Raw genomic sequence first — 11424 nt, 5'->3', positions numbered from 1 at the left:
GGTCGGGCCGTGCGGGACAGGGGGAGGGGCGCGTGGGGCCGCGTCACCAAGGCATGGCGACGCCGCCGTTCGGGCGGAGGATCTGACCCGTCGTGAACGACGAGGCGTCGCAGGCGAGATGGAGCACCGCGTGGGCGATGTCCGCCGGCTCGCCGACCCGCCCCAGCGGGGAGAGGCGGATCATGGACTGCTCGGCCTTCTGCTGCGCCGCTTCGTCCTGCCGGTCGGTCATGGGGGTGCGGATCCAGCCCGGCGCCACCGCGTTGACGCGGATGCCGTGCCAGCCCACCTCGGACGCCAGCGTCCTGGTCAGCTGGACGACGGCGGCCTTGGAAACCCCGTAGCAGAGGAGGCCCGGGGCGCCGGTGTCGACGGCGCCCGAGGCCATCGTGACGATGGAGCCGCGGGTGCCCGTGGCGATCATGGCGCGGGCGGCCTCCTGGCAGGCGTACAGCACGCCCTTGAAGTTGACCGCCAGCACCCGGTCCAGATCGGCGTCGTCGGTCTCCAGGACCGGGCTGCTGTGCATGATGCCCGCGACCGCCGCCATGATGTCCAGCCGCCCGGCACTGGACCGCCCATCACTGGTCCGTCCGTCACTGGTCCGCCCGCCACCGGCACGTACGGCCTCGGCGACGGCGGCCGCGAGCTGCGCGCGGTCGGTCACGTCGAGGGGGTGGGTGTGGGCGGCGCCCTGAACGGCGGCGATCTCCTCCGCGGTTTTCCGCAGCCCCTTCTCGTCGCGGTCCGCGCAGTGGACGACGGCTCCGGCCCGGGCCAGGAGCACGGCGGTGGCGCGGCCGATGCCGCTCGCGGCGCCGGTGACGAAGGCGGTGCGCCCGGTGAGGTCGTACGCCTGGACGGTCATGGCGTGACGGTACGGTCAAATCTGATGGATCGTCAATTGTCTTGCGGTGGGGGTGTTGTGGGTTCGTTCCGATGGGCGGGGCGGTCTCAGGCTGGTCTCAGGCGCAGGCCTCTGGGGGTTGCGTGGAAGCCGGCCAGTTCGAGGGCTTGGCCTAGGGGGGAGGAGAGGGCTGGGGCGCCGTTGGCGCGTTCCACCGTGACGGTGCCCAGGGCGCCCTCGCGGGCGGCGCCCGCCAGGGCCTCGGCGGCCGCGTGGAGGCGGGCGTCGGCATCCGGGGCCTCCGTGTCGGAACCGGGCCAGGCGAGCAGCGTCTTGCCGCCACGCTCGACATACAGGGCCAACTCACCGCCCACCAGGACCACCAGCGCGCCGGCCTTGCGGCCCGGCTTGTGGCCGGCGCCCGTCGGAGGGTCGGGCCAAGGCAGCGCCGCGCCATAGGCGTTGGCCGGGTCGGCCGCGGCGAGCACTACGGCCCGGCCCTCGCGCGCGGGCGCCCCGCCGCCGTACCGGTAGGCCTGGTCCGGCCCCTCCGCGGCCGCGCGGTCGCGGGCCGTCGCCACGGCCCGCAGCCGGTCGACGGCGCCGTCCATCGCGAACTGCGCGGCGCCCAGCCCCTCGACGACATAGCCGCGGCGGGCCTGCCCGGAGTCCTCGAAGGCGGACAGCACGCGGTAGGCGGCCGAGAAGCCGCCCTCCACGCCCTCGGCCGCCACCGCGCCGCGGGTCACCACCCCGTGCCGGTCCAGGAGCGTACGGGCCAGGGCGTGGGCGCGGTGGGTGGCCTCGGTCTCGCGCTCGGGCAGCAGCGACCAGCGGCCCGCGACGGTCGGCGGCCCGCTGCGGGAGGCCGTACCCCGGACCGTACGGGGGCTGAGGGCGCTGAGCGTGCCGTATCGGCCGCGGGGCACCGAGCGCTTCGCGCGGTGCGCGGTGGCGCCCGCGGTGCGGCCCGAGCCCAGGAGGGAGCGCAGCGGGGCCAGGGTGTCGTTGGTGAGTCTGCCGGACCAGGCCAGGTCCCAGACGACGTCGGCCAGTTGGGGATCCGTGCACTCGGGGTGTGCGGCGCGGACCTGCTCGGCGATCTGGCGGAAGAACAAGCCGTAGCCGCCGGACAGCGCCTCCAGTACCGTCTGGTGCAGAGGGCCGGTCTCCAGCGGCAGGGGCGGCGGGAGCAGCAGGGGTGCGGCTTCGGTGAGGTAGAGCGAGATCCAGCCGTCCTTGCCGGGCAGCGCCCCGGCCCCCGCCCAGGCGACCTCGCCGGAGGAGGTCAGCTCGTCGAGCATCGCCGGGGAGTAGCCGGTGACCCGGGAGGGCAGCACCAGCTTCTCCAGGGCCGAGGCGGGCACCGGGGCACCCTGGAGCTGCTCGATCGCGCGCACCAGCCCGTCGGCCCCGCGCAGGCTGTGCGTACCCACGTGCTGCCACTGCGGCAGGAACGACGCCAGGGCCGGGGGCGGTACGGGCTCCAACTCCTGTCGGAGCGCGGCCAGGGAGCGGCGCCGCAGCCTGCGCAGCACCTCGCTGTCGCACCACTCCTGGCCGATGCCCGCCGGGTGGAACTCGCCCTGGACGACCCGGCCCGCGGCGGCCAGGCGGTGCAGCGCCCCGTCCGTGACGGCGACGCCGATCCCGAAGCGCTCGGCGGCGCCGGCGGAGGTGAACGGCCCGTGTGTGCGGGCGTAGCGCGCCAGGAGGTCGCCGATCGGGTCCTTGACCGGTTCGGTGAAGGCCTCGGGGACACCGACCGGGAGGGCCGTGCCCAGCGCGTCCCGCAGCCGGCCCGCGTCCTCGACGGCGGCCCAGTGGTCGGCGCCCGCAATCCGCACTCTGATGGCACGGCGGGCGGCCGCCAACTCCCGTGTCCAGTCCGGGTCCGCGCCGCGCTCGGCCAGTTCGGCGTCGGTTAGCGGGCCGAGCAGCCGCAGGACGTCGGCGACGCTCTCCACGTCCTTGACCCGGCGGTCCTCGGTCAGCCACTGCAGCTCGCGCTCCAGCTCCGCCAGCACCTCGGCGTCGAGCAGCTCCCGCAGCTCGGCCTGGCCCAGCAGCTCGGCCAGGAGCCGGGAGTCCAGGGACAGGGCCGCCGCGCGCCGCTCGGCGAGCGGGGAGTCGCCCTCGTACAGGAACTGGGCGACGTAGCCGAAGAGCAGCGAGCGGGCGAAGGGGGAGGGCTCCGGGGTGGTGACCTCGACCAGCCGGACCCTGCGGGCCTCGATGTCGCCCATCAGCTCGGTCAGCCCGGGGACGTCGAAGACGTCCTGGAGGCACTCGCGCACGGCCTCGAGGACGATCGGGAACGAGCCGAACTCGGACGCCACTTGGAGGAGTTGGGCCGCCCGCTGGCGCTGCTGCCACAGCGGCGTGCGCTTGCCGGGGTTGCGGCGCGGCAGCAGCAGGGCGCGGGCCGCGCACTCGCGGAAGCGGGAGGCGAACAGGGCCGAGCCGCCGACCTGGTCGGTGACGATCTGGTCGACCTCGTCCTTCCCGAAGGCGACGTCGGCGGCGCCGACCGGGGACCGCTCCGGGTCGAACTCCCGGCCCTGCTCGGCCGGGTCGGGCTCCGTGTCGAGCAGGTCCAGGCCCATCAGGTCCGCGTCCGGCAGGCGCAGCACGATGCCGTCGTCGGCGTGCATCACCTGGGCGTCCATGCCGTATCGCTCGGCCAGGCGCGCGCCCAGCGCGAGCGCCCACGGGGCGTGCACCTGGGCGCCGAACGGGGAGTGGACCACGACCCGCCAGTCGCCCAACTCGTCCCGGAACCGCTCCACCACGATGGTCCGGTCGTCCGGCACGTGCCCGCACGCCTGGCGCTGCTCCGCCAGATATGCCAGGACGTTGTCGGCCGCCCAGGCGTCCAGGCCCGCCGCCACCAGCCGCAGCCGGGCGTCGTCCGGCGCGAGCGCGCCCACTTCGCGGAGGAACGCCCCCAGGGCGCGGCCGAGTTCGAGAGGGCGGCCCAGCTGGTCGCCCTTCCAGAAGGGCAGCCGGCCCGGCACCCCGGGAGCGGGCGAGACCAGGACCCGGTCGCGGGTGATGTCCTCGATCCGCCACGATGTCGTGCCCAGCGTGAAGACGTCGCCGACCCGGGACTCGTAGACCATCTCCTCGTCGAGTTCCCCGACCCGGCCCCCGCCCTTCTTGGGGTCGGCCCCGGCCAGGAAGACCCCGAACAGGCCCCGGTCCGGGATCGTGCCGCCCGAGGTGACCGCGAGCCGCTGGGCGCCCGGTCGGCCCGTGACCGTACCGGCCACCCGGTCCCATACGAGGCGGGGGCGCAACTCGGCGAAGGCGTCGGAGGGGTAGCGCCCGGCCAGCATGTCCAGCACCGCGGTGTACGCGGACTCCGGCAGGGAGGCGAAGGGGGCGGCCCGGCGGACCACGGCCAGCAGTTCGTCCACGTCCCAGGTGTCCAGCGCCGTCATGGCGACGATCTGCTGGGCCAGCACGTCCAGAGGGTTGGCCGGGACGCGCAACGACTCGATGGCGCTGCCGCGCATCCGCTCGGTGACCACGGCAGCCTGGACCAGGTCGCCGCGGTACTTGGGGAAGACCACGCCGGTGGAGACGGCCCCCACCTGGTGCCCGGCCCGGCCGACGCGCTGGAGGCCGGAGGCGACGGACGGCGGCGACTCGACTTGGACGACGAGGTCCACCGCGCCCATGTCGATGCCCAGTTCGAGGCTGGAGGTCGCCACGACCGCGGGCAGCCGCCCCGCCTTCAGGTCCTCCTCCACCAGCGCCCGCTGCTCCTTGGACACCGATCCGTGGTGCGCCCGGGCCATGACCCCGGGGGCACCCTTGGCCGCGCCGGAACCGCCCATCAGCTCGGCGGGGGAGTGGTGCTCGGGGGCGGGCGCACCGGTGGCTCGCTCGTAGGCGATCTCGTTGAGCCGGTTGCACAGGCGCTCGGCCAGTCGGCGGGAGTTGGCGAAGACGATGGTGGAGCGGTGGGCTTGCACCAGGTCCGCGATCCGCTCCTCCACATGGGGCCAGATCGACGGCTTCTCCCCGGGCTCGCCCTCGGTGGCCGGGGAGCCGCTCAGCTCGCCCAGATCCTCCACGGGCACGACCACCGACAGGTCGAACTCCTTGCCCGACGGCGGCTGTACGACCTTCGCCCGGCGCCGCGGCGAGAGGTAGCGGGCGACCTCGTCCACGGGCCGTACCGTTGCCGAGAGGCCGATGCGGCGGGCCGGACGGTCGAGCAGCTCGTCCAGCCGCTCCAGGGACAGGGCCAGGTGGGCTCCGCGCTTGGTGCCAGCGACGGCATGCACCTCGTCGACGATCACCGTCTCCACTCCGGCCAGCGCCTCCCTGGTGGCGGAGGTGAGCATGAGGAACAGCGACTCGGGGGTCGTGATCAGGATGTCCGGCGGCCGGTTGGCGAGGGAGCGGCGCTCGGCCGCGGGGGTGTCGCCGGACCGGATGCCGACCCGGACCTCCGGTTCGGGGAGCCCGAGCCGGACCGCCTCGTGCCGGATGCCCGTGAGCGGCGAGCGCAGGTTGCGCTCCACGTCGACCGCGAGGGCCTTGAGCGGCGACACATAAAGCACCCGGCAGCGCTTCTTGGCCTCGGCGGGTGGCGGCGCGCCGGCCAGCTGGTCCAGGGCGGCGAGGAAGGCGGCGAGCGTCTTGCCCGAGCCGGTCGGCGCCACGACCAGCACGTCCGAACCCTCGTTGATCGCCTGCCAGGCGCCTTCCTGCGCGGCGGTGGGCATGCTGAAGGCCCCCGTGAACCAGGCGCGGGTCGCGGGGGAGAACGCGTCGAGGGCCGAAGCCGGTTGGTCCGACATGCTCCCCATCGTGCACCCGCCCACTGACAACGGGCCGTCCTCGCAGGTCAGAGCAGTTTGTACGGGACCCGGCGCCCATAATGGCGGCATGGCGAGGCGGGCGGCACAGGCGTACCGGAAGGAACGGCGGGGGTGCGGTGGACCTCGGCGCCGTACGGGCCGGAGCCGGGGGCGCAAGAACGGACAAGACCGATCCCGGCGACGCCACGTAGCGTGCGGGACATGGCAGAACAGACACACATACGTGCGGCGGCCCCGGAGCCCTCGGCGCGTCCGGACGCGGCGGTCGTGCGGGACGCGCTGGGGGTCGGGGTCGCCGTGGGGCTTTCCGGGTTCGCCTTCGGAGTGACCTCGGCCGGGTCCGGGCTCACGCTGCTCCAGACCTGCGCGCTGAGCCTGCTGGTGTTCACCGGAGCTTCCCAGTTCGCGCTGGTGGGCGCCCTCGCGGCGGGAGGCAACCCGCTCATGGCGGCGGCGGGCGCGTTCTTCCTCGGCGTACGCAACGCCTTCTACGGGCTGCGCCTCTCCCAGCTGCTCCGACTTCCCCGTGCCGTACGGCCGTTGGCGGCGCACTGGGTCATCGACGAGACCTCCGCCGTGGCCCTCGCCCAGCCGGACCGGCGCGCCGCGCGCCTCGGCTTCACGGTCACCGGGCTGAGCCTGTACGTGCTGTGGAACCTCACCACGCTGCTCGGCGCGCTTGGCGCCGCCGCCCTCGGCGACCCCGGGGCCTGGGGCCTCGACGCGGCGGGCCCGGCCGTCTTCCTCGCGCTGCTGGCCCCCATGCTGCGCACGACGGCGGAACGCGCGACGGCGGGCCTGGCCGTCGTCCTGGCGCTGGTCTGCCACCCGCTGCTGCCCGCCGGAGTGCCGGTACTCGTGGCGGCGCTCGCCGCACCCGTGGTGCTCGCGCTGCACGGGCGGCGTACGGGCCGCGGTGATTCGGCTCGTGGAGGTGCGGTCTCCGAGCGTGCGGCCGGTGACCATAAGGAGGGGGAGCGATGAGCACGTGGATCGCCATCGGCGTCACCGCCGCGGGCTGCTACCTGGTCAAGTTGCTGGGTCTTTCGGTGCCCGCGGGCGCGCTGGAGCGGCCGGGGATAAAGCGGCTCGCCGCGCTGCTGCCCGTCGCCCTGCTCGCCGCGCTCATCGCCATCCAGACCTTCGGCGAGCCGGGCGGACACGCGCCGGCCCTGGACGCCCGCGCGGCAGGGCTCGGGGGCGCCGCGCTCGCGCTGGTCCTGCGCGCCCCCTTCCTGGTGGTCGTCGCGGTCGCCGTCCTCCTCACGGCGGGAGCCCGGGCACTGGGCGGGTAGGCGGCCTCCAGAGCGGGCAGGCCGTTCTCCAGAGGGGCTGAATCCAGAAGGGGCCGAATCCGGGAGAGGCTGAATGCGGGGAGAGGGTCGAACCCGCTCCTATGGGGCGGGTTCGACCAGGGCGAGGGCCAGGCCAGGGGCCGCTCCTACAGGACCCGCCCGTGGGCCCGCAGGGTCAGCAGGGCGTCGATCGTCACCATGGGGCGCCACTCGAGGGCTGTGCCCGGGGCCCAGGTGCGCCAGTTGATGGGCCAGCCGCCGTCCTCCTGCTGCTCGGTCACCAGGAAGTCCAGCGACCGTTCGAACTCGGTGTCGCTGAACCAGCGGCGGGCCAGTGACCCCGGAGTCGGCGCGAAGTCGTGCGCGTAGTGGTGCTCGCCCGGGGCGTAGCCCGCGGGGACCGGGTACTCCGCGGCGCGGTCCGGCTCCAGTACGGCCAACCCCTGTGTCCGTACGAGCCGTCCGAGCCGGTCGGCCGCGGCCTCCGCGCGGTCCCGGTCCGGGGCGCCGTCGAGGAAGGCGACGGCGGCCTTCACCTCGTAGGGATGGGTCTTGTCCAGGGATTCGACGGCCGACCAGCAGAAGTCGGTGGCCCGGAAGAGCCACGCGTGCCACACCTGGTTGCGGTGCAGCAACCCCAGCACGGGCCCGGTGGCCAGCAGGGCGCTCGGCGGGTCGTCAACGACCGGGATCCAGGGCGCCGCCGGGTAGCCGCGGAGCGAGGGGTGCACCGCGGGCAGCGCCCCGTCCTCGCCCGAGATCCCGGTCAGATAGCGGCACACCCGCTCGATCCGCTGCCCGTCGCACCGGCCGATCCCGTCCAGCAGGCGCAGCGCGTATGCGGTGTGCAGCGGCTGGCTGACCGGCCCGCGCAGATCCGGCTCCAGTGCGTGGCCGTAGCCGCCGTCGTCGTTGCGGTACGCGTCCAGCGCGGTTTCGACGGCGTCCGCGGCACGGGACCGGTCCGTGCCGGCCGGGCCGCCGGAGCCAGGTGAGCCGGACGGGAAGTGGTGCGCGAAGACGCGCTGCTCCAGTACGCGCGCGGTGAGCCAGACGAACTGCTCGGCGCGGCTGAGCGGAGTCGCTCGGGTTCGGGCCATGCACCGACCGTAGGGCGGATCGCGGGCCGGCCGGAGGCAAGTGCCGACCAGCACTCCCTGGGCGGGATACTGGTGGGCATGCGGTTGACGGTCTTCTGGCAGCGGATGGCGGACTATTTCGGCGAGGCGTACGCCGACTCCTTCGCGCGCGATCACGTGATGTCCGAACTGGGCGGCCGGACCGTGCACCAGGCGCTGTCCGCCGGGTGGAGCGCCAAGGACGTATGGCGCGGTGTGTGCACCGCCATGGAGATCCCCCCGGACAAACGGTGACGCCGTAGGACACACTTGCCGGGTGGCAGCGACAGAGGAAGTGCCCCAGGACCCGGCTCAGGACGAGATACCGCCCTCGCCCGGCCCGGCGCCACGCGCGCGTGGCGACCGGATGCCGCGCTGGCTGCCGCGCGCGATGGTGCTGGCGCTCGCTCTCGTCGCCTGCTTCCAACTCGCCAGCTGGGCCTTCCATCAGTTGTTCGGGCTGCTGATCAACATCCTGATCGCGTTCTTCCTCGCGCTCGCCATGGAGCCGGCCGTGGACCGGATGGCCGCGCGCGGGGTCCGCCGCGGCCTGGCCACCGGGTTGGTCTTCCTCGGTGTGGTCGGCTGCGTGGTCGGGTTCTTCACGCTGCTGGGCTCGATGCTGGCCGGCCAGATCGTGACCATGGTGGAGAACTTCCCCCAGTACCTGGACACGCTGATCCGCTGGGTCAACGACTCGTTCAACACGAGCCTTTCGCGGGTCGAGATCCAGGACAGCCTGCTGCGCTCGGACTGGCTGAAGAAGTACATGCAGAACAGCGCCACCGGGGTACTGGACATCTCGACCACCGTGCTCGGCGGGCTCTTCAAGGTCCTGACAGTGCTGCTGTTCTCCTTCTACTTCGCGGCCGACGGCCCCCGGCTGCGCCGCGCCCTGTGCTCGGTGCTGCCGCCCGTCCGGCAGGCGGAGGTGCTGCGCGCCTGGGAGATCGCGGTCGCCAAGACCGGCGGCTACCTCTACTCGCGCGGCCTGATGGCGCTGATCTCCGGCATCGCGCACTACGTCCTGCTGGAGGTCCTCGGCGTCCCCTATGCCACGGCGCTGGCGCTGTGGGTGGGCGTGGTCTCGCAGTTCATCCCGACCATCGGCACGTACCTCGCGGGTGCCCTGCCGATGCTGCTGGCCTTCACGGTCAACCCCTGGTACGCGCTGTGGGTGCTCGGCTTCGTGCTGATCTACCAGCAGTTCGAGAACTACCTGCTCCAACCGCGTATCACCGCCAAGACCGTGGACATTCACCCGGCGGTCGCGTTCGGCTCGGTGATCGCGGGCACGGCCCTGCTCGGCGCGGTCGGCGCGCTGATCGCCATCCCGGCGACGGCCACGCTCCAGGCCTTCCTCGGGGCGTACGTGAAGCGGTACGCGGTGACCGACGACCCGCGGGTGCATGGCAGGCCGCGGCGCTCTCCGGGGGCCTCGGCGATCGCGAAGATCCGCCGCGCGTGGCGCAGTTGACATCGAAATCGAACATGCATTCTCATGGTGGTCCGGCTCGGTTTTCCACAGGCCGGCCGACGCCCCGGCGCATTGTCAGTGGCAGGCGTTAGCGTCTTGGACGTGAAGCGATCGACTCAAACAAACCGGGTGGAGCCCATGGCAGGAACCGACCGCGAGAAGGCGCTCGACGCCGCGCTCGCACAGATTGAACGGCAATTCGGCAAGGGCGCCGTGATGCGTATGGGCGAGCGGCCCAACGAGCCCATCGAGGTCATCCCCACCGGGTCGACCGCTCTCGACGTGGCGCTCGGTGTCGGCGGCCTGCCCCGCGGCCGGGTCGTCGAGGTGTACGGCCCGGAGTCCTCCGGCAAGACGACCCTGACCCTGCACGCGGTGGCCAACGCCCAGCGCGCGGGCGGCACGGTGGCCTTCGTGGACGCCGAGCACGCCCTCGACCCCGACTACGCGCAGAAGTTGGGGGTGGACACGGACTCGCTGATCCTCTCCCAGCCGGACAACGGTGAGCAGGCTCTCGAGATCGTGGACATGCTGGTCCGCTCCGGTGCGCTGGACCTCATCGTCATCGACTCGGTCGCCGCGCTCGTGCCGCGTGCGGAGATCGAGGGCGAGATGGGCGACTCCCATGTCGGCCTCCAGGCCCGGCTGATGAGCCAGGCGCTCCGCAAGATCACCAGCGCGCTGAACCACTCCAAGACCACCGCGATCTTCATCAACCAGCTCCGCGAGAAGATCGGTGTGATGTTCGGTTCGCCGGAGACCACGACGGGTGGCCGGGCACTGAAGTTCTACGCCTCGGTCCGTATCGACATCCGCCGGATCGAGACCCTCAAGGACGGCACGGACGCGGTGGGCAACCGCACCCGCTGCAAGGTCGTCAAGAACAAGGTCGCGCCGCCCTTCAAGCAAGCGGAGTTCGACATCCTCTACGGCGAGGGCATCAGCCGCGAGGGCGGTCTGATCGACATGGGAGTCGAGCACGGCTTCATCCGCAAGTCCGGTGCCTGGTACACGTACGAGGGCGACCAGCTCGGCCAGGGCAAGGAGAACGCCCGCAAGTTCCTGAAGGACAACCTCGACCTCGCCAACGAGATCGAGAAGAAGATCAAGGAGAAGCTGGGCGTCGGCGTGCGGCCGGAGGCGCCGGCGGCGGAGCCCGGTGCGGACGCGGCGGGTGCGGCCGACGGGGCGGCGGCCACGGCGAAGACGGTTCCCGCGCCCGCGGCCAAGGCCACCAAGGCGACCAAGGCCGCCGCAGCCAAGAGCTGATCCTGCCGTGCCTGACGCGGAGGCGTGGCTGAGACAGCGCGGGCTCGTCGTCGGCGATCCGCGCGGGGAGCCCGACAGCCGCGATGAGGAGCTCGACCGTGGGGAGGCGGTCGGTGGGGGCGGCGGCGCCCCCGGCTCGTCGAGGGCCGAGCGGGGGGCGCCGTCCGGGAGCCCGGAGGAGGAGGCGCGGGCGATCTGTCTGCGGCTCCTCACCGGGACTCCGCGTACCCGCAAGCAGTTGGCGGACGCGCTGGCGAAGCGGGAGATCCCCGACGACGTGGCCGAGGAGGTGCTCTCCCGGTTCGAGGACGTCGGGCTGATCGACGACGCGGCCTTCGCGGACGCCTGGGTGGAGTCCCGGCACCACAGCCGGGGCCTCGCCCGCCGCGCCCTGGCAAGGGAGTTGCGGACCAAGGGCGTCGCCTCCGCGGTGATCGACGAGGCCGTCGGGCAGGTCGACTCCGAGCAGGAGGAGTGCACGGCGAGGGAACTCGTCGACCGCAAGCTGCGCTCGACGAGGGGCCTCGACCGCGACAAGCGGATCCGCCGTCTCGCGGGGATGCTGGCGCGCCGGGGATACGGG

Annotated in this window: 9 protein-coding genes; 6 read left to right on the top strand and 3 right to left on the bottom strand. The window is 73.2% G+C overall.

Features of this window, described 5'->3' with window-relative positions; translation table 11 throughout:
* Positions 1-43: 43 nt before the first annotated feature.
* Together AOK16_RS19875 and AOK16_RS19870 are read right to left on the bottom strand one after the other, a co-directional pair.
* Entirely contained in the window at positions 44-868 is an 825-nt protein-coding gene (locus tag AOK16_RS19875) for an SDR family NAD(P)-dependent oxidoreductase (protein ID WP_055473553.1), read from the bottom strand.
* 86 nt (positions 869-954) lie between these two features.
* Positions 955-5661, bottom strand: coding sequence for an ATP-dependent helicase (locus AOK16_RS19870; protein WP_055473552.1), 4707 nt, complete (start codon positions 5659-5661; stop codon positions 955-957).
* A gap of 222 nt (positions 5662-5883) precedes the next feature.
* Between AOK16_RS19870 and AOK16_RS19865 the strand changes: the two genes are divergently transcribed.
* Together AOK16_RS19865 and AOK16_RS19860 are read left to right on the top strand one after the other, a co-directional pair.
* Entirely contained in the window at positions 5884-6666 is a 783-nt protein-coding gene (locus tag AOK16_RS19865; protein ID WP_055473554.1) for an AzlC family ABC transporter permease, read from the top strand.
* Positions 6663-6977, top strand: a complete 315-nt coding sequence (locus AOK16_RS19860; protein ID WP_055473551.1) for an AzlD domain-containing protein — start codon at positions 6663-6665, stop codon at positions 6975-6977. The genes AOK16_RS19865 and AOK16_RS19860 overlap by 4 nt, the downstream gene beginning before the upstream one ends.
* Before the next feature lie 146 nt (positions 6978-7123).
* Here the strand turns inward: AOK16_RS19860 and AOK16_RS19855 are convergent, their stop codons facing one another.
* Complete coding sequence (locus AOK16_RS19855) at positions 7124-8077, bottom strand: hypothetical protein (RefSeq protein WP_055473550.1); 954 nt, start codon at positions 8075-8077, stop codon at positions 7124-7126.
* Positions 8078-8155: 78 nt separating this feature from the next.
* Between AOK16_RS19855 and AOK16_RS19850 the strand changes: the two genes are divergently transcribed.
* The 4 genes from AOK16_RS19850 to recX all read left to right on the top strand — a co-directional run.
* Positions 8156-8350: a DUF3046 domain-containing protein gene (locus AOK16_RS19850; protein ID WP_055473549.1), complete on the top strand. Its 195-nt coding sequence runs from the start codon at positions 8156-8158 to the stop codon at positions 8348-8350.
* Between the two features lie 22 nt (positions 8351-8372).
* On the top strand, positions 8373-9572 hold the full coding sequence (locus tag AOK16_RS19845) for an AI-2E family transporter (RefSeq protein ID WP_055473548.1): 1200 nt from the start codon (positions 8373-8375) through the stop codon (positions 9570-9572).
* Positions 9573-9710: 138 nt separating this feature from the next.
* Positions 9711-10841, top strand: coding sequence for a recombinase RecA (recA, locus tag AOK16_RS19840; protein WP_055473547.1), 1131 nt, complete (start codon positions 9711-9713; stop codon positions 10839-10841).
* A 7-nt stretch (positions 10842-10848) separates the two neighbouring features.
* The coding region (recX, locus tag AOK16_RS19835) for a recombination regulator RecX (RefSeq protein WP_240483657.1) at positions 10849-11424 on the top strand (576 nt) is incomplete at its 3' end.

It is taken from the genome of Streptomyces pathocidini (genome assembly GCF_001418495.1).
GTDB lineage: Bacteria > Actinomycetota > Actinomycetes > Streptomycetales > Streptomycetaceae > Streptomyces > Streptomyces pathocidini.
Note: the sequence above shows the minus strand (reverse complement) of the source record. Positions and strands in the feature narration are given on the sequence as shown.

What these genes read in the sequence shown, in the direction of transcription:
- AOK16_RS19875 (WP_055473553.1), bottom strand. Translation starts at nt 868, where the DNA reads ATGACCGTCCAGGCGTACGACCTCACCGGGCGCACCGCCTTCGTCACC.
- AOK16_RS19870 (WP_055473552.1), bottom strand. Translation starts at nt 5,661, where the DNA reads ATGTCGGACCAACCGGCTTCGGCCCTCGACGCGTTCTCCCCCGCGACC.
- AOK16_RS19865 (WP_055473554.1), top strand. Translation starts at nt 5,884, where the DNA reads ATGGCAGAACAGACACACATACGTGCGGCGGCCCCGGAGCCCTCGGCG.
- AOK16_RS19860 (WP_055473551.1), top strand. Translation starts at nt 6,663, where the DNA reads ATGAGCACGTGGATCGCCATCGGCGTCACCGCCGCGGGCTGCTACCTG.
- AOK16_RS19855 (WP_055473550.1), bottom strand. Translation starts at nt 8,077, where the DNA reads ATGGCCCGAACCCGAGCGACTCCGCTCAGCCGCGCCGAGCAGTTCGTC.
- AOK16_RS19850 (WP_055473549.1), top strand. Translation starts at nt 8,156, where the DNA reads ATGCGGTTGACGGTCTTCTGGCAGCGGATGGCGGACTATTTCGGCGAG.
- recA (WP_055473547.1), top strand. Translation starts at nt 9,711, where the DNA reads ATGGCAGGAACCGACCGCGAGAAGGCGCTCGACGCCGCGCTCGCACAG.